Source organism: Variovorax nitratireducens (assembly GCF_051216545.1).
Taxonomy (GTDB): Bacteria; Pseudomonadota; Gammaproteobacteria; order Burkholderiales; family Burkholderiaceae_C; genus Variovorax.
Genome location: NZ_JBPJZO010000001.1, coordinates 607,514 through 630,037, shown reverse-complemented (window position 1 = coordinate 630,037; position 22,524 = coordinate 607,514). Strand labels below are relative to the sequence as shown.

Below are 22,524 nucleotides of genomic sequence, written 5' to 3'. Positions count from 1 at the left end.
TGGCGAAAGTCTTATGTCTTATATAAGATAGGGGGCATTCCCCAATGCCCAGCACCCCGCCCACACCCCGATGTCGCCGACCCCCTCGTTCAGTCCGCTCTACCAGCAGATCAAGGCATTGATCCTGCAAAGCTTGCAGGCGGGCGAGTGGAAGCCGGGCGAGCCGATCCCCAGCGAGGTCGAACTGGCCGCGCGATTCCGCGTGAGCCAGGGCACGGTGCGCAAGGCCATCGACGAACTGGCCGCCGAAAACCTCGTGGTGCGGCGCCAGGGCAAGGGCACCTTCGTTGCGACGCATGCCGAGCAGCACGTGCAATACCGTTTCCTGAAACTGGTGCCCGACAGCGGCGACCTCGACGGCGACGGCCCGGCCGAGCGCACCATCGTGGACTGCAAGCGCCTGCGCGCTGCAGCCGATGTGGCCAGGGCCCTGTCGCTGCGCACCGGCGACGCGGTGCTGCAGGTTCGGCGCGTGCTCGCCTACCACGGTGTGCCAACCATCCTGGAAGACCTGTGGCTGCCGGGCACACCCTTCAAGGGGCTCACGGCCGAGCGGCTCACCGGATGGCGCGGCCCGATGTATTCGCTGTTCGAAACCGAGTTCGGCGTACGCATGGTGCGGGCCGAGGAAAAGATCCGTGCCGTGCTGCCCGATGCGGCGCAGGCGGCACTGCTGCAAGTCACGAATGCCACGCCCTTGCTGAGCGTCGAGCGCGTGGCCCACACCTACCACGACACGCCCATGGAACTCCGCCGCGGCCTCTACCGCACCGACACGCACCACTACCGGAACGAACTTGGATGAAATCATCAATGCAAATCAAGCTGCGTGGCCCGTGCGACGGGCGCAATTCGCTATCGAAGTCATAGCACCCGAGCAATGCGCTGCGATGAAGTGCACGCCGGTGCTGCCCCATGGTGCATTGCAATAGAATTTTGCGTTGTTTGCATTTCCGTCAAAGAACAAGCCATCCCGCTCGAAAAAGCTACGAAAGCCATCTCCCCATGACCGAGCTTGCCACTCCGCCCCGGCCGCCGCGCCGCGAATTCCGCAACATCAACGCGATCACCGATCTGACCACCTACCGGCTGCCGCCGGCCGGCATCGTGTCGATCCTGCACCGCGTCAGCGGTGTACTGATGTTCCTGCTGCTGCCGTTCATCATCTGGATGTTCGACACCTCGATCAGCTCCGAAATTTCTTTCGAAAGATTCAAGGGCGCGTTCAACAGCGGCCTTGGTTTCGTTCCTGGCGTGCTGATCAAGCTCGTCGCGCTTGCGCTGATCTGGGCCTACCTGCACCACTTCATCGCCGGCCTGCGCCACTTGTGGATGGACATGAGCCATGCCGCCGTTACCAAGGAGTTCGGCCACACCTCCGCCATCGTCACGCTGGGGCTCAGCGTCGTATTGACCATTGCCCTCGGCCTCAAGCTGTTCGGCGCGTACTGAGGAGCACCACACCATGGCAGTGAACTACGGCACAAAGCGCATCGTCGTTGGCGCGCACTACGGTCTTCGCGACTGGCTCAGCCAGCGCATCACGGGCGGCCTGATGGCGCTCTTCACCCTGATCCTGCTGGGCCAGGTGCTGTTCTCTCGTGGCCCGATCGGCTACGACACCTGGGCCGGCATCTTCTCGGCGCAGTGGATGAAGGTGCTGACCTTCGCAGTGATCGTCTCCCTTCTGTACCACGTGTGGGTCGGCATGCGCGACGTCTGGATGGACTACGTCCAGCCGGTCGGCATTCGCCTGGCCGCCCAAATTTTCACCATCGTCTGGCTTGTCGGTTGCGCGGGTTGGGCCATTCAAGTGCTCTGGAGGTTGTGATGCCCCCACGCTTTTCGTTTCACGTAATCGCTGCCCCCCGTGGGGGCGAGGCCTCCCTTGGGGCGGCCCGGCAGGAGTCCTGACCCCATGACCTATACAAAAGAACAAATCACCAAGCGCAAGTTCGACGTTGTCATCGTCGGTGCGGGCGGCTCGGGCATGCGTGCCTCGCTGCAGCTGGCGCGCGCAGGCCTCAACGTGGCTGTGCTCTCCAAGGTGTTTCCGACACGCTCGCACACGGTGGCCGCCCAGGGCGGGATCGGCGCCTCGCTCGGCAACATGAGCGAGGACAACTGGCACTACCATTTCTACGACACGATCAAGGGCTCCGACTGGCTCGGCGACCAGGACGCGATCGAGTTCATGTGCCGCGAAGCACCCAAGGTGGTGTACGAGCTCGAACACTTCGGCATGCCGTTCGACCGCAATCCCGACGGCACCATCTACCAGCGTCCGTTCGGCGGCCACACCGCCAACTACGGTGAAAAGCCCGTGCAACGCGCCTGCGCCGCGGCCGACCGCACCGGCCACGCGATGCTGCACACGCTCTACCAGAAGAACGTGGAAGCGCGCACCCAGTTCTTCGTCGAATGGATGGCGCTCGACCTCATCCGTGACGACGAAGGCGGCGTGGTCGGCGTGACCGCGCTCGAAATGGAAACCGGCGACCTGCACATCCTGCAGGGCAAGACCGTGCTGTTGGCCACCGGCGGTGCCGGCCGCATCTTCCAAGCCTCGACCAACGCCTTCATCAACACCGGCGACGGCCTCGGCATGGCAGCCCGTTCGGGCATTCCGCTGCAGGACATGGAGTTCTGGCAGTTCCACCCGACCGGCGTGGCCGGCGCCGGCGTGCTGCTGACCGAAGGCTGCCGCGGCGAAGGCGCCATCCTGCTGAACAGCAACGGCGAGCGCTTCATGGAACGCTACGCGCCGACCATGAAGGATCTGGCGCCGCGCGACTTCGTGTCCCGCTCGATGGACCAGGAAATCAAGGAAGGTCGCGGCTGCGGTCCGAACAAGGACTACATCCACATGAAGCTGGATCATCTCGGCGCCGAGACCATCCACAAACGCCTGCCTTCGGTGTACGAGATCGGCATCAACTTTGCCAACGTCGACGTCACCAAGGAGCCGATCCCGGTGGTGCCGACCATCCACTACCAGATGGGTGGCATCCCGACCAACATCAATGGCCAGGTCGTCATTCAAAAGGGCGAAGACCACAGCGTGGTGATCGATGGCCTCTACGCCGTCGGCGAATGCTCCTGCGTGAGCGTGCACGGCGCCAACCGGCTCGGCACCAACTCGCTGCTCGACCTGCTGGTGTTCGGCAAGGCGGCCGGCAACCACATCGTCGAATTCAACGACAAGCTGAAGGAACACAAGGCGCTGCCGGCCAACGCGGCCGACCGCTCGCTGGAGCGCCTGAACCAGCTCGAGAACTCGAGCTCGGGCGAGTATGCGCAGGACGTGGCCAACGAGATCCGTGCCGTCATGCAGCAGCATGCCGCCGTGTTCCGCAAACAGGCGTCGATGGACGAAGGCGTGGTCAAGATTGCCGCGATGCGCGAGCGCGTGGCCGCCATTACGCTGAAGGACAAATCGCGCGTGTTCAACACCGCGCGCATCGAAGCGCTCGAAGTCGACAACCTGATCGAAGTGGCGCAGGCCACGATAGTCTCGGCAGCGGCCCGCAAGGAATGCCGCGGCGCCCACACGGTCGAAGACTACGAACGCCCGGCCGACGATCCGGTCGCACCGCTCGGCCGCGACGACGCCAACTGGATGAAGCACACGCTCTGGCACAGCGCCGACAACCGGCTGACCTACAAGCCGGTCAAGCTCAAGCCGCTGACGGTCGCATCCGTGCCGCCCAAAGTCCGGACGTTCTGAGAATATTTACAAGGTCAACACGATGAAGCGCACATTCCAGATCTACCGCTACGACCCGGACAAGGACGCCAAGCCCTACATGCAGACCATCGAGATCGAACTCGACGGCCATGAACGCATGCTGCTCGACGCACTGATGAAGCTCAAGGCGCAGGATCCGACGCTGTCGTTCCGCCGCTCGTGCCGCGAAGGCGTCTGCGGTTCCGACGCGATGAACATCAACGGCAAGAACGGCCTCGCCTGCCTGACCAACATGCTCACGCTCAAGGGCACGATCGTGCTGAAGCCGCTGCCGGGCCTGCCCGTGATCCGCGACCTGATCGTCGACATGACGCAGTTTTTCAAGCAGTACAACTCGATCAAGCCGTACCTTCAGAACGACACGGTGCCGCCCGAAAAGGAACGCCTGCAAAGCCCCGAGGAGCGCGAGGAGCTCGACGGTCTTTACGAATGCATCCTGTGCGCGAGCTGCTCCACGAGTTGCCCGAGCTTCTGGTGGAACCCCGACAAGTTCGTCGGCCCGGCCGGCCTGCTGCAGGCCTACCGCTTCATCGCCGACAGCCGCGACGAAGCCACCGCCGAGCGCCTGGACAACCTCGAAGACCCGTACCGCCTGTTCCGCTGCCACACGATCATGAATTGCGTCGACGTGTGCCCGAAGAACCTGAATCCGACCAAGGCGATCGGCAAGATCAAAGAACTCATGGTTCGCCGGGCGATCTGACCTTTTTGAGCCCCATGCAAGCCACCGAAACCCCCGACGAGCCGCTCGGCGTTCGCGCGCTGAGCAAGCTGAAATGGCGTTGTCGGCGCGGTTTGCTGGAAAACGACCTGTTCATCGCCCGCTTCTTCGAACGGCATGAATCTCGCTTGACCGTCGGGCAGGCGCGGGCCATGGAGACGCTGATGGATCTCTCGGATCCCGACCTGCTCGATTTGCTCCTGAGGCGAAAGGAGCCCGAGCCTGCATTGGCCGGGGCGGGCGTGGTCGATTTGTTGCGTCTTCTGCGCGTTTGAGCGCGCGCTGGTTCCCTGTCTTCCCGAACATCCATTTAGAAAGAAAGTCGAAATGAAAGCCTCCGACACCAAGGCCACGCTGTCGTTCAGCAACGGCACGGACAACGTCGATCTACCGATCTACAAGGGCTCGCTGGGCCCCGACGTCATCGACATCCGCAAGCTCTACGCGCAGACCGGCATGTTCACCTACGATCCCGGCTTCATGTCGACCGCTTCGTGCCAATCGGCCATCACCTACATCGATGGCGACAAGGGCGAGTTGCTGTACCGCGGCTACCCGATCGAGCAGCTCGCCACCAACTGCGACTTTCTCGAAACCTGCCATTTGCTGCTGTACGGCGAACTGCCGAACGCGACGCAAAAGGGTGACTTCACCAAGCTCGTGACCAACCACACGATGGTCAACGAGCAGATGCAGTTCTTTCTGCGCGGCTTCCGTCGCGACGCGCATCCGATGGCGGTCATGACCGGCCTGGTTGGCGCGCTGTCGGCCTTCTATCATGACAGCACGGACATCAACAATCCGAAGCACCGCGAGATCGCCGCGATCCGGCTGATCGCGAAGATGCCGACGCTTGTCGCCATGACGTACAAGTACACAGTCGGCCAGCCGTACATGTACCCGAGGAACGACCTGGGCTATGCGGGCAACTTCCTGCACATGATGTTCGCCACGCCGTGCGAAGAGTACAAGGTGAGCCCGGTGCTCGAGCGCGCTCTCGACCGCATCTTCATCCTGCACGCCGACCACGAACAGAACGCGTCGACCTCGACCGTGCGCCTGTGCGGCTCGTCTGGCACCAACCCGTTCGCGGCCATCGCAGCCGGCGTGGCCTGCCTCTGGGGCCCGGCCCACGGCGGCGCCAACGAAGCGGCCCTCAACATGCTGGGCGACATCCAGAAGGCCGGCGGCGTCGAGAAGATCGGCGAGTTCATCAAGCAGGTCAAGGACAAGAATTCGACCGTCAAGCTGATGGGCTTCGGGCACCGCGTCTACAAAAACTACGACCCGCGCGCCAAGCTCATGCAGGAAACCTGCAAGGAAGTGCTGGCCGAACTGGGCCTGGAAAACGACCCGATGTTCAAGCTGGCCATGGCGCTTGAGAAGATCGCGCTGGAAGACGAATACTTCGTCTCGCGCAAGCTCTACCCGAACGTCGACTTCTACTCGGGCATCGTGCAGCGCGCCATCGGCATCCCGGTGCCGCTGTTTACCGCGGTGTTCGCCCTGGCGCGCACGGTCGGCTGGATCGCCCAGCTGAACGAGATGATCGGCGACCCGGAATACAAGATCGGCCGCCCGCGCCAGCTGTTCGAAGGCTCGGTCAAGCGCGACGTGCAGCCCCTCGCCAAGCGCTGAGCGCCGGCAGCACACCCGCTGCGCCCACGCGTCAAAAGGCTGCCTTCGGGCAGCCTTTTTGCGTTTTGACTGACACGATGCGTGCCACCTGCTGCGTAGCCTGCAGCTTGGAGGGTTTACTTCCATGCATCCTGTTCAACCACCTGCTCCCAAGGAGTTCGCCATGAAAAAAATCGCTGCAATGATTGCCGTTACTTTCGCTTTCGCCGTTCCGCTGGCTGGCTGCAACACCGTGAAGGGCGCGGGCCAGGACGTTCAGAACGCCGGCCAGAAGATGGAAAACGCCGCTGAAAAGAAGAAGTAAGGCAAAAGCCTGTGCACCCAGGAAAAGCGGGCTCGGCCCGCTTTTTTTCATCTTGAGACAGCAACAGTGCCATCTCGGATCACGATGGCAGAACAACCCCTCCTAGAGGACAATTACGTTCCCTTGCATCGCCTGTTGCGATGACTTGAACGCACTTGACCACCTCCGAACGCAGTTTCGCCCGCCGGATCGACCTCACTTCGCTGCAGCTCTTCGTGGCGGTGTGCGAACTCGGAAGCATCGGGCGCGCGGCCGAGCGGGAGTTCATCGCCGCGTCGGCCGTGAGCAAGCGGCTGTCGGATCTTGAGGCCACGCTCGCCACGCCCCTGCTCTACCGCCACACGCGCGGCGTCGACCTCACCCCGGCCGGCGAAAGCCTGCTGCACCACGCCCGCTCGGTGCTCTACAGCCTGGAAAAGATGCAGGGCGAGCTCAGCGAGTACGCCGACGGCGTGCGTGGCCACGTACGGGTGCACGCGAACATTTCGGCGATCGTGCAGTTCCTGCCCGAAGACCTCGGCGCCTTCCGCCGCGCGCACGAAGCGATCAAGATCGACCTGGAAGAACACCTCAGCAGCGAAGTGCTGCGCGCCGTACAGGAGGGCGCAGCCGACCTCGGGATCTGCCATGTGGCGGACGGCGGCAACGAGCTCCAGAGCCTGCCCTACCGCCATGACCACCTGGTGCTCATCGTGCCGGCAGGCCATGCCCTGTCCGGAAAGGGCGGGATCGACTTCGTCGAATCGCTCGAGTACGACCACGTCGGGCTGCACACCAACAGTTCGATCTACGTGGCGACGCGTCAGGCCGCATTGGATGCCGGGCGCACGATCAAGCTGCGCATCCATGTGACCGGCCTGGACGCCATGTGCCGCATGATCGAAAACGGCCTCGGCATCGGCGTGATGCCGAACCAGGCCTTCGAACTGATGCGCGGCGGCATCGGCCGCCGGCTCACCAGCGTGGCGCTGACGGACGCCTGGGCGCAGCGCGAGATCCGCCTGGTCGCGCGCGACTTTTCCACGCTGCCGGTAGCGGCGCGCACGCTGGTATCGCACCTGCAGGCCTCGGGCGCCGCAGCGGCCAGCAAGCCGGCCGAAATGGCGGCCTGAAACACAAGACAATCACTTCCCCACGAAAGACAGACCATGGCACGCACGCTCTACGACAAGCTCTGGGACGAACACGTCGTCCACACCGAGGACGACGGCACCTCGATCCTCTACATCGACCGCCACCTGGTTCACGAGGTGACCAGCCCGCAGGCCTTCGAAGGCCTGCGCGTGGCCGGCCGCAAGCTGTGGCGCATCAGCTCGGTGGTGGCCACCGCCGACCACAACACGCCGACCACCGGCTGGGAGCGCGGCTACGACGGCATCACCGACCCGACCAGCAAGGAACAGGTCACGACGCTGGATCACAACATCGCCGAGTTCGGCGCGGCGGCGTTCTTTCCGTTCCTGAGCAAGCGCCAGGGCATCGTGCATGTGATCGGCCCCGAGTCGGGCGCCACGCTGCCGGGCATGACCGTTGTCTGCGGCGACTCGCACACCTCCACCCACGGCGCGTTCGGCGCGCTCGCGCATGGCATCGGCACCAGCGAGGTCGAGCATGTGATGGCAACGCAGACGCTGCTCGCCAAGAAGGCAAAGAACCTGCTCGTCAAGGTCGAAGGCAAACTGCCGCTGGGCTGCACCGCGAAAGACATCGTGCTGGCGATCATCGGCAGGATCGGCACCGCGGGCGGCACCGGCTACACCATCGAGTTCGCCGGCTCGGCCATTCGCGACCTCAGCATGGAAGGTCGCATGACGGTGTGCAACATGGCTATCGAAGCCGGCGCGCGCGCGGGACTGGTGGCGGTGGACAGCAAGACCATCGCGTACGTGAAGGGCCGTCCGTTCGCGCCGACCGGCGTCGAGTGGGACCAGGCCGTTGCCTACTGGCAGACACTGCAGTCCGACCCCGGCGCGCACTTCGACCTGGTGGTCGAACTGGACGCCACGCAGATCCAGCCGCAGGTGACCTGGGGCACCTCGCCCGAAATGGTGACCGACATCAACGGCCGCGTGCCCGACCCCGACAAGGAAAAAGACGCAAACAAGCGCGGTGCCATCGAACGCGCCCTGACCTACATGGGCCTCGAACCCAACAAGCCGATGAACGACATCTTCATCGACAAGGTGTTCATCGGTTCCTGCACCAACTCGCGCATCGAAGACATGCGCGAAGCGGCCGCGGTCGTGAAGAAGCTGGGCCAGAAAGTCGCAAAGAACGTCAAGCTCGCGATGGTGGTGCCGGGTTCGGGCCTCGTGAAGGAGCAGGCAGAGCGCGAAGGCCTCGACCAGATCTTCAAGGCCGCCGGCTTCGAATGGCGCGAACCGGGATGCTCGATGTGCCTGGCGATGAATGCCGACCGGCTCGAACCCGGTGAACGCTGCGCCTCGACCAGCAACCGCAACTTCGAAGGCCGCCAGGGCGCGGGTGGCCGCACGCATCTGGTGAGCCCGGCCATGGCGGCTGCCGCCGCGGTGCACGGCCATTTCGTAGACGTCCGAACTTTCGCCTGAACCCGGAGCCACACACCATGCAGAAATTCACCGTGCACAAGGGCCTCGTGGCCCCGATGGATCGCGAGAACGTCGACACCGACGCGATCATTCCGAAGCAGTTCCTCAAGTCGATCCGCAAGACCGGTTTCGGCCAGAACCTGTTCGACGCGTGGCGCTACCTCGATCCGGGCGAGCCGGGGCAGGATCCGGCCAGCCGCAAGCCGAACCCCGACTTCGTGCTGAACCAGCCGCGCTACGCTGGCGCCTCGGTGCTGCTCGCGCGCCGGAACTTCGGCTGCGGCTCGTCGCGCGAACACGCGCCGTGGGCGCTCGACCAGTACGGCTTTCGCGCGATCATCGCGCCGAGCTATGCCGACATCTTCTTCAACAACAGCTTCAAGAACGGCTTGCTGCCGATCGTGCTGCCTGAGGCACAGGTGGCGCAGCTGTTCGACGAAACCTTGGCCTTCCCCGGCTACTCGCTCACGGTCGATCTCGAGCGACAGGTGGTGATCAAGCCCGATGGCGTAGAACTCCCGTTCGAGGTTCAGGCCTTTCGCAAGTACTGCCTGATCAACGGGCTCGACGACATCGGCCTCACGCTGCGGCACAAGGACAAGATCAAGTCCTTCGAGACCGAGCGCCTGGCCACGAAACCCTGGCTCGCACACACCATGGTGGGCTGAACCCCTTCAACAACAAGACCAACTGATCTCATGAAAATTGCAGTCCTTCCCGGTGATGGCATCGGTACCGAAATCGTCGCCGAGGCGATCCGCGTGCTCGACGCGCTCGACCTCCAGTTCGAAATGGAAACCGCACTGGTCGGCGGTGCCGCCTACGAGGCGCATGGCCACCCGCTGCCCGAGGCCACCCTCAAGCTCGCGAAGGAATCCGACGCGGTGCTGTTCGGTGCGGTGGGTGACTGGAAGTACGACAAGCTCGACCGCCCGTTGCGCCCCGAGCAGGCCATCCTGGGCCTGCGCAAGAATCTCGGCCTGTTCGCGAATTTCCGTCCGGCGATCTGCTACGAGCAACTGGTCGGTGCGTCGAGCCTCAAGCCCGAACTGATTTCGGGCCTCGACATCCTGATCATCCGCGAACTGACCGGCGACATCTATTTCGGCCAGCCGCGTGGTCGCCGCACGGCGGTCGACGGCCACTTTCCGGGCGCCGAGGAAGCCTTCGACACGATGCGTTATTCGCGCCCCGAGGTCGAGCGCATCGCGCACGTCGCATTCCAGGCCGCCCGCAAGCGCAGCAAGCGCGTAACCAGCGTCGACAAGGCCAATGTGCTGGAAACCTTCCAGTTCTGGAAGGACATCGTCACCGAGGTCGGCCAGGAGTACCCGGACGTCGCGCTCGACCACATGTACGTCGACAACGCCGCGATGCAGCTCGTGAAGGCGCCGAAGAAATTCGACGTGGTGGTCACGGGCAACATGTTCGGCGACATCCTCTCGGACGAGGCGGCGATGCTGACCGGCTCGATCGGCATGTTGCCCTCGGCTTCGCTCAATTCCAGCAACCAGGGCCTCTACGAGCCCAGCCACGGCAGCGCACCCGACATTGCCGGCCAAGGGGTTGCGAATCCATTGGCTACAATCCTGTCTGCTGCCATGATGCTCCGCTTTTCCCTCAACCAACCCGAAGCTGCCGACCGTATCGAGTCGGCGGTCAAGTCGGTGCTCGCCTCCGGCTTGCGCACGGGCGACATCTGGTCGGAAGGCACGAAGCGCGTCGGCACCCGCGAAATGGGTGACGCGGTCGTCGCAGCGATCACCAAAAAGACGATTACCGGCTAACCGCAGCCCGCTTCGTCACGCCCCTCCCCGGCTCGACGAGCCGGGCTCAAAGAAGACAACTTTTCTTTTTTCACGAGGGCAATTCAAATGGCGTACGCATCTCAACCCCTGGTCGGCCTGGTCGGCTGGCGTGGCATGGTCGGCTCGGTCCTGATGGACCGCATGCAGGCCGAAAACGACTTCGGACTTATCGAACCGATGTTCTTCTCGACCTCCAACGCGGGCGGCAAGGCCCCTGCGATGGCCAAGAACGAGACCACGCTGAAGGATGCGCACGACATCGACACGCTCAAGAAGTGCGACATCGTCATCACGGCCCAGGGCGGCGACTACACCAGCGAAGTCTTCCCCAAGCTGCGCGCCGCCGGCTGGAACGGCCACTGGATCGACGCGGCCTCGACGCTGCGCATGAACGACGACGCGATCATCGTGCTCGACCCGGTCAATCTCCCCGTGATCCAGACTGCACTGTCCAAGGGCGGCAAGAACTGGATCGGCGGCAACTGCACGGTGAGCTGCATGCTGATGGGCGTCGGTGCGCTCTACAAGGCCGGTTTGGTCGAATGGATGACCAGCATGACCTACCAGGCCGCATCGGGTGGCGGTGCGCAGCACATGCGCGAGTTGCTCACGCAGTTCGGCACGCTCAACGCCGAGGTGCGCGCGCTGCTGGACGACCCCAAGTCGGCCATCCTCGAGATCGACCGCAAGGTGCTGGCCAGGCAACAGAGCCTGTCGGCTGCAGAGATCGCGAATTTCGGCGCACCTCTCGGCGGCTCGCTGATCCCCTGGATCGACAAGGATCTGGGCGACGGGATGTCCAAGGAAGAATGGAAGGCCGGCGCCGAAACCAACAAGATCCTCGGCCAGGGCCCCGGCTTCGGCACCGCGCCGACCCCCGTCGACGGTTTCTGCGTGCGCATCGGCGCGATGCGCTGCCACAGCCAGGCGCTGACCTTCAAGCTCAAGAAGGATGTGCCGCTCGCCGACATCGAGGCCCTGATCGCGGCCGACAACGCCTGGGCCAAGGTGGTTCCGAACACGCGCGAGGCGAGCGTCCAGCAACTGACGCCGGTGGCCGTCACCGGCACCATGGACATCCCGGTCGGCCGTATCCGCAAGCTGGCAATGGGTCCGGAATACGTCGGCGCCTTCACCATCGGAGACCAGTTGCTGTGGGGCGCGGCCGAGCCGCTGCGCCGCATGCTTCGGATCCTGCTGGAGGCCTGAATCCACCGCCGGCGCCTGTTTTGGGCGCCGGTCGTTGCCAAGCAGCAACACCCAAAGCGTGTCGAAGTTGGTACGCACTGGTTAGATCTGCCTTGTTGCCTTGTCACCCAGGGAGGTTGATGTTAACGTCCTCTTACACTTTTGGGCCACGGCGCCCCCTATCAGCATGACAAGACATCCGTTGCCTGTGGGCCGCCTTCCAGCCGCCCACCTGATCCCGACCGTGTCGGGGCGTGGTCAGCTCTCCCTGCTCAGCGCGGCAGTCGCGCTGGCGCTGGGTTTGGTCGGCACGGATGCGAGCGCGCTGTCACTGGGCCGGCTCAACGTGCAATCGGCGCTCGGCGAGCCCTTGCGCGCCGAAATCGAGGTCACCGAGATCAGCGCGGCCGAGGCCGACGGCATGAAGCTCAACATCGCATCGGCCGACGCGTTCCGTGCCGCCGGTGTCGGCTACAACGCGGCGCTGTCCGATGTGCGCACCGTTCTGCAACGCCGCGCCGATGGTCGCTATGTCATTCGGCTGACCGGTGCCCGCGCACTCAACGACCCTTTTATCGACCTTCTGCTAGAGGCCAACTGGGGCTCGGGCCGCGTCGTGCGCGACTACACCGTGCTGCTCGATCCGCCGAGCAGCCGCCAGGCCGCCACGGCGGCCGCGCAGATCAATCCAACCGCACCACAGATCGGTGTGGCGCCTCGCGCTGCCCCGCCCGTGGTGGTTCAAGCCGCGCCACGTCGTCAGCGTCCGGTCGCGCCGCCGGCAGTACCTGCGCCCGCTGCCGACAGCTCGGTTCGTACAGGCACCGGCGAAGGCCAGCAGGTCACCGTGCGCCCCGGCGATACCGCCAGCAAGATCGCTGGCGCCTACAAGCCGGCCGACGTGTCGCTCGACCAGATGCTGGTGGCGATGCTGCGCAACAACCCCGATGCGTTCATCGGCGGCAACATGAACCGCATGAAGGCCGGCGCCGTCATCAACGTGCCGGGTGCCTCGCAAGCGGCCGGCACGGCGCCTGACGAAGCGAAGCGCACCGTCACGGCGCAAAGCCGCGACTTCAACGACTACCGCCAGCAATTGGCTGGCAATGCGCCGACCTCGAAGGTCGCCGGCGCCGACCGCCAGGCGGGTGGCAAGGTTCAGACCAATGTCGAGGATCGCAATGCTGCGGCCGCGTCGCCGGACAAGCTAACTGTTTCGCAGGGCGTCGCGGCGAAGGCGGCGGCAGACAAGCTTGCACAGGCCCGCCAGACGCAGGAAAACAGCGCTCGCGTGGCCGAACTGTCGAAGAACATCACCGAGCTCAACAAGCTGCAGACCGCGGCCAACACGCCCGCGCCCGCCGCCACCACGCCGGCGGCAACCGGTGGCACGGCTGCCGCCCCGGCAGCGACGCCGCCCACTGCTGCGGCGCCGGCCGCCCCGGCGGCTGCCGCCACCCCGGCCGCACCCGCTACGCCCGCCACACCCGCGACACCCGCAGCAAGCATCCCCGGCGTAACGGTGCCGATAGCAGCTCCGGACGCCGTGGCGCCCGCGGCGTCGTCACCTGCCGCAACCCCGGCCGCGGCACCGGCCTCCGCAGCACCTGAGGCGGCCAAGTCGCCTGCGGCAGCACCTGCCAAGGTGGCCCCGCCGCCCCCGCGAGGCTTTTTCGCCGAGCTGATGGACAACCCGATAATGCTGGGTGGCGCTGCCATCATCGCGCTGTTGATCGGTTTCCTGCTGTACCGCGTGCTTGGCCGCAAGCGCCAAGACGCCGGCGACAGCGTGTTCCTTGAAAGCCGCATGCCCAAGGACTCGTTCTTCGGCGCCAGCGGTGGCGAATCGGTCGACACCAAGAACCGCAACAACTCGGTCGCCTCGTCATTGTCGTACTCCCCAAGCCAGCTCGATGCCGGCGACGTGGATCCGGTGGCTGAAGCCGATGTCTACCTGGCTTACGGCCGCGACCTGCAGGCCGAAGAAATCCTGCGCGAAGCACTGCGCACCTCGCCCGAACGCACAGCCATCCACCTCAAGCTGCTCGAAATCCATGCCAAGCGGCGCGACCTGCGCGCGTATGAAGCACTGGCCGCCGATGTGCACAAGCTGACCCGCGGCGCCGGCAACGAGTGGAACCGCGTAGTCGAAATGGGCCGCGACCTCGATCCCGGCAACCCGCTGTACCAGGCGGGCGTCCGCCCGGCAGCATCCGCGGCCGCCGCTGCTGCTCCTGTCGAGCAGCCCGTCACCATGCCGATGGATCTGCCCAAGACGCCCATCGTGCCGGAATCCGTCGCGCCGCCGCCGGCCTTCGTGCCCTCGGTGGCCCCGCTGGACTTCGACCTCGACCTGAGCAAACCCGCGCCGTTGGCACCCGTCGCCACCCCGGTGCCGACCCCGCCGAGCGCCAGCCTGCCACCTGTGCCGCAGGTGCGCCCCCAGGCCGCGGCACCCGACATCAACTACGAGCAGACAGTGCGCGGCTCGCTCGGCGACAGCCACGTCCTCGACCTCGAGAACGATTTCGACACTGCCCCTGCAGCGCTGGAGCCGGTCACCCGCATTGCCACCCAGCCTGACGAAGACCGCACCCAGCCTGCAACCCTGCGTGCCGGCCTGCCGGGCGAGTCGGGCTTCATCGAGTTCGACATGAGCGCGATGACCGGTCGTGCGCCGCTCGAAACCGAGCGTGGCGGGCTCGAATCGCTCGACGACGGCGAGAGCCCGCATGCGATCAAGCTGTCGCTGGCGCGCGAGCTTCAAGCCATCGGCGATGCCGAAGGCGCCCGCTCCCTGGTGGAAGAGGTCGCGGCCGAAGCCAGCGGCGACCTGAAGGCCCAGGCCCGGCAGTTGCTGACGCAACTGGCCTGACGCGCAGGGCCTGCCCTTGACGGTTGCACCGTGAGGCTGGCCCTCGGCGTTCGCTACAACGGTCGGGGCTATCAGGGCTGGCAGAGCCAGCTCTCCGGCCTGACGGTTCAGGACAAGCTCGAAAAGGCACTCTCCAGCTTCGCCGACCGGCCGATCGGCACCCTGTGTGCCGGCCGCACCGATGCCGGCGTACACGGCATCCTTCAGGTCGTCCACTTCGACACCGAAGTCGAGCGCACGCCAAATTCCTGGATGCGCGGCACCAACCGCTTTCTGCCCGACGACATCGCGGTGCAATGGGCGCAGCCGGTGCCGGACGAATTCCATTGCCGCGCGAGCGCCCTCGCGCGCCGCTACCTCTACCTGCTGTCGCAATCGCCGGTGCGGCCCAGCCTCGAGGCGGGCCGGGTCGGCTGGTCGATGCGCGCCCTCGACGGCGATGCGATGCGCGCCGCTGCCGCACTCCTGATCGGCGAGCACGACTTCAGCTCGTTCCGCGCCTCGGCCTGCCAGGCGCGCTCGCCGGTCAAGAACCTGCGCCGCATCGAGATCACACGCCAGGGCGACGGCGAGCGTTGCCGCTGGGCGTTCGAGTTCGAGGCCGACGCCTTCCTGCACCACATGATCCGCAACATCATGGGCTGCCTGGTGCGCATCGGCCATGGCGACGAGCACCCCGAATGGATTGGCGAAGTGCTGGCTGCGCGCAGCCGCGAAGTGGCGGCGCCGACCTTCTCGCCCGCCGGGCTCTACTTTCTCGGGCCGTTGTACGACGCGCACTGGGGTCTGCCGGCCGAGGCGACGTTGCAAGGCGACCGCCCTGCCTATGATGGCTGGGCATGAGAACCAGGATCAAGATCTGCGGCCTGACCCGCGAACAGGATGTCGATGCGGCCGTCGAAGCCGGTGCCGACGCAGTCGGCTTCGTGCTCTATCCGCAGAGTCCGCGCGCGGTGACGGTCGAGCGCGCAGCCGAACTGGCATCGCGGATACCGCCGTTCGTCACGCCAGTGCTGCTGTTCGTCAACGAGGAGGCCGCAAAAGCCATGGCATCGCTCGCCCGGGTGGCGGGCGCTGCGGCCCAATTTCACGGCGATGAAACGCCCGAACAGTGCTGGGAATCCAGCGGCGCGGGCCGGCATCGCTACCTGCGCGCCGCACGAATTCCCCTCGGCGCGGCCGGCGTCGGCTTCGACCTCGTAAAATACGCTTCCGATTTCTCCCGCGCCCAGGCCATCCTGCTCGACGCTCATGTCGACGGTTATGGCGGTGGCGGCAAGGCATTCGATTGGTCACTTCTTCCACCCGCCGTCGACGCTCACCTCGTCTTGAGTGGTGGGCTCACACCTGCAAGCGTGGGCGATGGCATTCGCGCACTGCGGGCACGCTGCAAGGCGCTGTCCGTTGACGTGAGTTCCGGCGTCGAGGCCTCCAAAGGCATCAAGGACGCCGCCAAGATCCGTGACTTCGTGGCCGCTGTGCGAGCCGCCGACGCCACCCCCTGATTCGCCGCGCTGCCTCGAAACGACTGGGCGCGCGGCCCACCGATCGAGACCATGCAAACGACCTACCAGCAACCCGATGCCAGCGGCCATTTTGGCCCCTATGGCGGCACCTTCGCGAGTGAAACGCTCACCCACGCCATCGCCGAGCTGCGCGATGCCTACGCGAAGTTCAAGGACGACCCGGCCTTCCTCGCCGAGTTCCACTACGAGCTCAAGCACTTCGTGGGCCGGCCGTCCCCGGTCTACCACGCGGCACGCACGAGCCGCGAGATGGGCGGTGCCCAGATCTACCTGAAGCGCGAAGACCTGAACCACACCGGCGCGCACAAGATCAACAACGTGATCGGCCAGGCGATGCTGGCCAAACGCATGGGCAAGCCGCGCGTGATCGCCGAGACCGGCGCCGGCCAGCACGGTGTGGCGACCGCCACGATCTGCGCGCGCTACGGCCTCGAATGCGTGGTCTACATGGGCAGCATGGACGTGCAGCGCCAGAGCCCCAACGTCTACCGCATGAACCTGCTGGGCGCCACCGTGGTGCCGGTGGAATCCGGCAGCAAGACGCTGAAGGACGCGCTCAACGAAGCGATGCGCGACTGGGTCACCAACGTCGAAAACACCTTCTACATCATCGGCACCGTCGCCGGCCCGCACCCCTATCCGACCATGGTGCGCGACTTCCAGAGCGTGATCGGCACCGAGTGCATCGACCAGATGCCGGCCATGCTGGCGGCCGACGGGATCACCGGCGAGGCCGAAGGCAGGCAGCCCGATGTGGTGGTGGCGTGCGTCGGTGGCGGCAGCAATGCGATGGGCATCTTCTACCCGTACATCCCGTTCACGGGCACCCGCCTGATCGGCGTCGAAGCGGCCGGCGAGGGCCTCGACAGCGGCAAGCATGCGGCCTCGATCCTGCGCGGCAGTTCGGGCGTGCTGCACGGCAACCGCACCTACCTGCTGCAGAACGACGATGGCCAGATCACCGAAACGCACAGCATCAGCGCCGGGCTCGACTACCCCGGCGTGGGCCCCGAGCATGCATACCTGGCCGACATCGGCCGTGCCGAATACGTCGGCATCACCGACGCGGAAGCGTTGCACGCCTTTCACTACCTGTGCCGCACCGAAGGCATCATCCCCGCGCTCGAATCGAGCCATGCGGTGGCCTATGCGATGAAGCTCGCGAAGACGATGCGCGCGGATCAGTCGATCCTCGTCAACCTGTCCGGCCGCGGCGACAAGGACATCGGCACCGTCGCCGACCTGTCGGGCGTCGACTTCTACGACCGCCCTTCGATGCGCGGGCTGCAGGTGAAGGGAGGCAAGGCATGAGCCGTATCACCGCCACCTTCGACGCGCTGAAGCAGGAGGGCCGGCGCGCGCTGATTCCCTACGTGACCGCCGGCTTTCCCTACGCCGACATCACGCCCGACCTCATGCACGGCATGGTCGCGGCCGGCGCCGATGTGATCGAACTCGGCGTGCCCTTCTCCGACCCGATGGCCGACGGCCCCGTGATCCAGAAGGCCGGCGAAGCGGCACTGGCGCTCGGCATCGGCATGAAGCAGGTGCTGGCGATGGTCGCGGCCTTCCGCGAGAAGGACACCAAGACGCCTGTGGTGCTGATGGGCTATGCCAACCCGGTCGAGCGCTACGACGGCATCCACGGCCAGCGCGCGTTCGTGCGCGATGCGGCGAAGGCCGGCGTCGACGGCGTGCTGATCGTCGACTACCCGCCGGAAGAATGCGAAGCCTTCGCAGCCGCGCTGCGCGCCGTCGGCATCGACCTGATTTTTCTGCTGGCGCCCACCAGCACCGACGAGCGCATGGCGCAGGTGGCGCGGCTCGCAAGCGGTTACGTCTACTACGTGTCGCTCAAGGGCGTGACCGGCGCCGGCCACCTCGACACCGAGGCGGTCGGCCAGATGATCCCGCGCATCCGCGACTACGTGAGCATCCCGGTCGGCGTCGGCTTCGGCATCCGCGATGCGCGCACGGCCCAGGCGGTCGCCTCGGCCGCCGATGCGGTGGTGATCGGAACCCGGATCATCCAGCTCATCGAAGCGCAGCCGCGCGACCAGGTCGTCGCGGTGTGCAGCGAATTTCTCGCCGGCATCCGCGAGGCGCTCGACGCCCTGCCGGCCGCCACCCCCAAAAACGCGGCTGGCCGATAATCCGCGAACTTCAGGAGAACTCCCCCCATGAGCTGGCTTGAAAAACTGCTTCCCCCCAAGATCGCCCAGACCGACCCGAGCGAGCGCCGCCAGGTGCCCGAAGGGTTGTGGATCAAATGCCCAAGCTGCGAGACAGTGCTCTACAAGACCGACCTCGAGCACAACCAGAACGTCTGCCCGAGCTGCAGCCACCACCACCGCATCGGCGCGCGCGCGCGGCTCGACGCCTTTCTCGATGCCGAGGGCCGCTATGAGATCGGCCAGGAAGTGCTGCCGGTCGACGCCCTCAAGTTCAAGGACAGCCGCAAGTATCCGGAGCGTTTGAAAGAAGCGCTCGAAAACACCGGCGAAACCGATGCACTCGTCGTGATGGGCGGCTCGGTGCACAGCATCAGCGTGATGGTCGCCTGCTTCGAATTCGAGTTCATGGGCGGCAGCATGGGCAGCGTGGTGGGCGAGCGCTTCGTGCGCGGCGTCGAAACCGCGATCGAGCAGAAGGTGCCCTTCATCTGCTTCACCGCCACCGGTGGTGCGCGCATGCAGGAAGGCCTGCTGTCGCTGATGCAGATGGCCAAGACCAACGCCTCGCTCACGCGCCTTGCAAAAAAGGGCCTGCCCTACATCAGCGTGCTGACCGACCCGACCATGGGCGGCGTGTCGGCCGGCTTCGCGTTCGTGGGTGACGTGGTGATCGCCGAACCCAAGGCGCTGATCGGCTTTGCCGGCCCGCGCGTGATCGAGTCGACCGTGCGCGTGACCCTGCCCGAAGGCTTCCAGCGCGCGGAGTTCCTGCAAACCAAGGGTGCGATCGACTTCATCTGCGACCGGCGCGAACTGCGCAAGACGATTGCGAACACGCTCGCCATGCTGCTGCGCCAGCCCGCCGACGCGGTGGAATAGGCACACCCCCAGGCTTCGCGCACTGCGTGTCGCTTCGCCACCCCCCTTGCAGGGGGCAACACCAGCGGCCCGGCAGAGCCGGTTCCGCGGTGTTCCTGGAATGAAGACCGCTTTCTTTATCGCCGGCCGAGCGTCCTATCGGCCCAACGTCCAGGCCCAGCCCATCAGGCTGCCGAGCACGATCGCGACGACCTGCAGCAGCACGATGGCCGCGAGCGGCGACAGGTCGACGCCACCCACCAGCGGAATGAAGCGGCGCAGCGGCCGCACTAGCGGGTCGGCCAGCCGGGTGATCAGGTCCAGCAGCATCGACGACGCGTTCGGCACCCACGAAAGCACGGCATAGACCACCAGCAGGGCCGTCAAGCCCGACACGGCAAGCTGCAACAGCCCGATCAGCGACACCAGCGGCAACACGGCCAACCGGCTGAAATCACCGATCAGCAGCCACAACAGCAAGAACTTCGCCATCACCAGCAGCCAGGCCGCGACCAGGCTCGACAGATCCCAGCGGCCGACGGACGGCAACACCTTGCGCAGCGGCAGCACGATCCAGTCGCTGATCGCGAACACGAAACGGCCGAGCGGATTGCCGAACGGCACGCGGTGGTACTGCATGTAGAGCCGAAGCAGGCAGGCGCCGCCGAGGAGGCCGACGATCACGTCGAGCAGGAACGAGGGGATCTGGTAGAGCATGGCGCAGGCAGCGTGAAGGGAGTGCGATGATAGCCACGCAAAGGCTGACGACGATGACATCTCCCCTGCTTTCCGCACTGCCATTGTTCCCGCTCGGCAGCGTGCTTTTTCCCGGCGGCCTGCTGCCGCTTCGCATCTTCGAGGTGCGCTACCTCGACATGATCGGCAAGGTGCACAAGGCCGGCGCGCCGTTCGGCGTCGTGCGGCTCACGCAGGGTGCCGAGGTGCGCGTGGCCGGCGCGTCCGCCGAGAGCTTCTCCAGCATCGGCACGCTGGCGGTGATCCGCGACTTCGAGGCGCCGCAAGCCGGCCTGCTGCAGATCGAATGCGTCGGCACCCAGCGCTTCAGGGTGCACACCAGCGCGTTGCAAAAGTACGGCCTGTGGACGGCCGAGGTCGAAGCCCTGCCCGACGACATGGCGCTGGCGATCCCTGAAGACCTGCAACACACGGCTGACGCGCTGCGCCGCCTGGTCGAGACGCTCGAGGAGCGCCGCCAGATGGAGGCCGATGGCAACGTGCGCCTGCCGATCCGCGCGCCTTACCAGTTCGCCGACTGCGGCTGGGTGGCCAACCGGTGGTGCGAGCTGCTGCCGCTGCCGCCGCACCTCAAGCAGCAGCTGATGGAACTCGACAGCCCGCTGATGCGCCTCGAGTTGGTCAGCGATCTGCTCGCACGTACCGGTATCGCTGAATAGCTTGCTATTGATTTCATAGCTGGCTGCACCCGTCCCGTGGGCGCTGGCGGCCAATTCCGCTGGCGTTTCCGACGGCTAAAATGGCGGGTTGCCCGCGCCGCCGAATGCGCTTTCTTGCTGCACCCTGCCTGCCTTTCATGACCGACTCCACCCCCTCCCCCGCGCCCGCCGCCGACGACAACCAGCTCATGGCCGAGCGCCGCGACAAGCTCAAGGCGCTGCGCAGCGCGCAGGTCGACGGCGGGGGCGTCGTTTTCCCGAACGATTTCAAGCCGCAGCACCGTGCCGCAGCGCTGCTCGCCGCCCACGGCGAAACGGCGGCCGAGGGGCTGGAAGCCACGCCGGTGCCCGTCACCGTGGCCGGCCGCATGATGCTCAAGCGCGTGATGGGCAAGGCGAGCTTTGCGACCCTGCAGGACGCCACCGGCCGCATCCAGCTCTACGTGCAGCGCGAGACCATCGGCGACGACGCCTATGCCGCGTTCAAGCACTGGGATCTGGGCGACATCGTCGGCGCCGAAGGCACGCTCATGAAGACCCGGACCGGCGAGCTGTCGGTCAAGGTCACCCGCTTGCGCCTGCTCACCAAGAGCCTGCGTCCGCTGCCGGACAAGTTCCACGGCATGGCCGACCAGGAACAGAAATACCGCCAGCGCTATGTCGATCTGATCACCGACGAGTCGGCGCGCGACCGCTTCAAAGCGCGCAGCAGGGCCGTGAGCGCGCTGCGCGAGTTCATGGTGGCTAACGACTTCCTCGAGGTCGAGACGCCGATGCTGCATCCGATCCCGGGTGGCGCGAACGCCAAGCCGTTCAAGACGCACCACAACGCGCTCGACCAGGAAATGTTCTTGCGCATCGCGCCCGAGCTGTATCTGAAGCGGCTGATCGTCGGCGGCTTCGAGCGCGTGTTCGAGATCAACCGGAGCTACCGCAACGAGGGAATCTCGGTGCGGCACAACCCCGAGTTCACGATGATGGAGTTCTACGCGGCCTACTGGAACTACCAGGATCTGATGGACTTCACCGAGGCGATCATCCGCACCATCGCGAAGAAGACGGTCGGCAGCGAGCAACTCACCTACCAGGGCAAGACGGTGGATCTGAGCCAACCATTCGAGCGCCTCACGATCCGCGAGGCGATCCGCAAGCACACCGACGCCGGCGCGAATGTCGACGACTCGGCCTGGCTGGTCAACGCGCTGCGCAAGATCGGTTTGACCGAGGAAAAGGACAAGCTCTCGCAACGCAGCCTGGCCAGTCTGCAGGTGATGTACTTCGAGGAAACCGTCGAAGAGAAGCTCTGGCAGCCCACCTTCATCATGGAACACCCGACCGAGATCTCGCCGCTGGCGCGCGCCAACGACGACCGGCCCGAGGTCACCGAGCGCTTCGAGCTCTACATCACGGGCCGCGAGTTCGGCAATGGCTTCAGCGAACTGAACGATGCCGAAGACCAGGCCGCGCGCTTCAACGCGCAGGTCGCGGCCAAGGACAGCGGCGACGATGAAGCGATGTTCTACGACCACGACTTCGTGCGGGCGCTCGAATACGGCATGCCGCCCACCGGCGGCTGCGGCATCGGCATCGACCGCTTCATGATGTTGCTGACCGACTCGCCGAGCATCCGCGACGTCATCCTGTTTCCCGCATTGCGCCGCGAGGCTTGACTCACCCCCAGGCTTCGCGCACTGCGTGT

General features: G+C 65.5%; 22 protein-coding genes. 21 read left to right on the top strand and 1 reads right to left on the bottom strand.

Features of this window, described 5'->3' with window-relative positions:
- Window positions 1-70 precede the first annotated feature (70 nt).
- The 19 genes from ACSFA8_RS02880 to accD all read left to right on the top strand — a co-directional run bounded on the left by ACSFA8_RS02880 (window position 71) and on the right by accD (window position 19,431).
- Window positions 71-805, top strand: a complete 735-nt coding sequence (locus ACSFA8_RS02880) for a GntR family transcriptional regulator (RefSeq protein ID WP_435478008.1) — start codon at window positions 71-73, stop codon at window positions 803-805.
- A 200-nt stretch (window positions 806-1,005) separates the two neighbouring features.
- A complete protein-coding gene (gene sdhC / locus ACSFA8_RS02875; protein WP_286545569.1) occupies window positions 1,006-1,452 on the top strand; it encodes a succinate dehydrogenase, cytochrome b556 subunit in 447 nt (148 codons plus the stop codon).
- 13 nt (window positions 1,453-1,465) lie between these two features.
- Window positions 1,466-1,831, top strand: a complete 366-nt coding sequence (sdhD, locus tag ACSFA8_RS02870; protein ID WP_435478007.1) for a succinate dehydrogenase, hydrophobic membrane anchor protein — start codon at window positions 1,466-1,468, stop codon at window positions 1,829-1,831.
- A gap of 87 nt (window positions 1,832-1,918) precedes the next feature.
- Window positions 1,919-3,727 carry a succinate dehydrogenase flavoprotein subunit gene (gene sdhA, locus ACSFA8_RS02865; RefSeq protein WP_435478006.1) on the top strand — a complete coding sequence of 603 codons (1,809 nt, stop codon included), beginning with the start codon at window positions 1,919-1,921 and terminating at the stop codon, window positions 3,725-3,727.
- 22 nt (window positions 3,728-3,749) lie between these two features.
- Complete coding sequence (locus tag ACSFA8_RS02860; RefSeq protein WP_286545566.1) at window positions 3,750-4,451, top strand: succinate dehydrogenase iron-sulfur subunit; 702 nt, start codon at window positions 3,750-3,752, stop codon at window positions 4,449-4,451.
- A 14-nt stretch (window positions 4,452-4,465) separates the two neighbouring features.
- Window positions 4,466-4,744, top strand: a complete 279-nt coding sequence (locus tag ACSFA8_RS02855; RefSeq protein ID WP_435478005.1) for an FAD assembly factor SdhE — start codon at window positions 4,466-4,468, stop codon at window positions 4,742-4,744.
- 52 nt (window positions 4,745-4,796) lie between these two features.
- A complete protein-coding gene (gltA, locus tag ACSFA8_RS02850; protein ID WP_435478004.1) occupies window positions 4,797-6,107 on the top strand; it encodes a citrate synthase in 1,311 nt (436 codons plus the stop codon).
- A 163-nt stretch (window positions 6,108-6,270) separates the two neighbouring features.
- Complete coding sequence (locus ACSFA8_RS02845) at window positions 6,271-6,411, top strand: entericidin A/B family lipoprotein (RefSeq protein WP_435478003.1); 141 nt, start codon at window positions 6,271-6,273, stop codon at window positions 6,409-6,411.
- 155 nt (window positions 6,412-6,566) lie between these two features.
- Entirely contained in the window at window positions 6,567-7,523 is a 957-nt protein-coding gene (locus ACSFA8_RS02840) for a LysR substrate-binding domain-containing protein (RefSeq protein WP_435478002.1), read from the top strand.
- 36 nt (window positions 7,524-7,559) lie between these two features.
- On the top strand, window positions 7,560-8,981 hold the full coding sequence (leuC, locus tag ACSFA8_RS02835; protein ID WP_286545561.1) for a 3-isopropylmalate dehydratase large subunit: 1,422 nt from the start codon (window positions 7,560-7,562) through the stop codon (window positions 8,979-8,981).
- Between the two features lie 17 nt (window positions 8,982-8,998).
- Window positions 8,999-9,649 carry a 3-isopropylmalate dehydratase small subunit gene (gene leuD / locus ACSFA8_RS02830; protein WP_435478001.1) on the top strand — a complete coding sequence of 217 codons (651 nt, stop codon included), beginning with the start codon at window positions 8,999-9,001 and terminating at the stop codon, window positions 9,647-9,649.
- A 30-nt stretch (window positions 9,650-9,679) separates the two neighbouring features.
- The gene (gene leuB / locus ACSFA8_RS02825) at window positions 9,680-10,768 is read left to right on the top strand and encodes a 3-isopropylmalate dehydrogenase (protein WP_435478000.1); all 1,089 of its coding nucleotides are present in this window, start codon (window positions 9,680-9,682) and stop codon (window positions 10,766-10,768) included.
- An 87-nt stretch (window positions 10,769-10,855) separates the two neighbouring features.
- Window positions 10,856-11,998, top strand: coding sequence for an aspartate-semialdehyde dehydrogenase (asd, locus tag ACSFA8_RS02820; RefSeq protein ID WP_435477999.1), 1,143 nt, complete (start codon window positions 10,856-10,858; stop codon window positions 11,996-11,998).
- Window positions 11,999-12,164: 166 nt separating this feature from the next.
- A complete protein-coding gene (locus tag ACSFA8_RS02815; RefSeq protein ID WP_435477998.1) occupies window positions 12,165-14,852 on the top strand; it encodes a motility hub landmark protein FimV in 2,688 nt (895 codons plus the stop codon).
- A gap of 30 nt (window positions 14,853-14,882) precedes the next feature.
- Window positions 14,883-15,695, top strand: a complete 813-nt coding sequence (truA, locus tag ACSFA8_RS02810; protein ID WP_435477997.1) for a tRNA pseudouridine(38-40) synthase TruA — start codon at window positions 14,883-14,885, stop codon at window positions 15,693-15,695.
- Window positions 15,692-16,357, top strand: coding sequence for a phosphoribosylanthranilate isomerase (locus ACSFA8_RS02805; protein ID WP_435477996.1), 666 nt, complete (start codon window positions 15,692-15,694; stop codon window positions 16,355-16,357). The genes truA and ACSFA8_RS02805 overlap by 4 nt, the downstream gene beginning before the upstream one ends.
- 51 nt (window positions 16,358-16,408) lie before the next feature.
- Window positions 16,409-17,689, top strand: coding sequence for a tryptophan synthase subunit beta (gene trpB / locus ACSFA8_RS02800; protein WP_435477995.1), 1,281 nt, complete (start codon window positions 16,409-16,411; stop codon window positions 17,687-17,689).
- Window positions 17,686-18,531 carry a tryptophan synthase subunit alpha gene (gene trpA / locus ACSFA8_RS02795; protein WP_435477994.1) on the top strand — a complete coding sequence of 282 codons (846 nt, stop codon included), beginning with the start codon at window positions 17,686-17,688 and terminating at the stop codon, window positions 18,529-18,531. Before trpB ends, trpA begins: the two co-directional genes overlap by 4 nt.
- Before the next feature lie 27 nt (window positions 18,532-18,558).
- A complete protein-coding gene (accD, locus tag ACSFA8_RS02790) occupies window positions 18,559-19,431 on the top strand; it encodes an acetyl-CoA carboxylase, carboxyltransferase subunit beta (protein WP_435477993.1) in 873 nt (290 codons plus the stop codon).
- 135 nt (window positions 19,432-19,566) lie between these two features.
- Here the strand turns inward: accD and ACSFA8_RS02785 are convergent, their stop codons facing one another.
- Window positions 19,567-20,127, bottom strand: a complete 561-nt coding sequence (locus tag ACSFA8_RS02785) for a YggT family protein (protein WP_435477992.1) — start codon at window positions 20,125-20,127, stop codon at window positions 19,567-19,569.
- Between the two features lie 53 nt (window positions 20,128-20,180).
- Between ACSFA8_RS02785 and ACSFA8_RS02780 the strand changes: the two genes are divergently transcribed.
- Together ACSFA8_RS02780 and lysS are read left to right on the top strand one after the other, a co-directional pair.
- Window positions 20,181-20,825, top strand: a complete 645-nt coding sequence (locus tag ACSFA8_RS02780; RefSeq protein WP_435477991.1) for an LON peptidase substrate-binding domain-containing protein — start codon at window positions 20,181-20,183, stop codon at window positions 20,823-20,825.
- A gap of 137 nt (window positions 20,826-20,962) precedes the next feature.
- Window positions 20,963-22,495, top strand: a complete 1,533-nt coding sequence (gene lysS / locus ACSFA8_RS02775; RefSeq protein ID WP_435477990.1) for a lysine--tRNA ligase — start codon at window positions 20,963-20,965, stop codon at window positions 22,493-22,495.
- Window positions 22,496-22,524 lie beyond the last annotated feature (29 nt).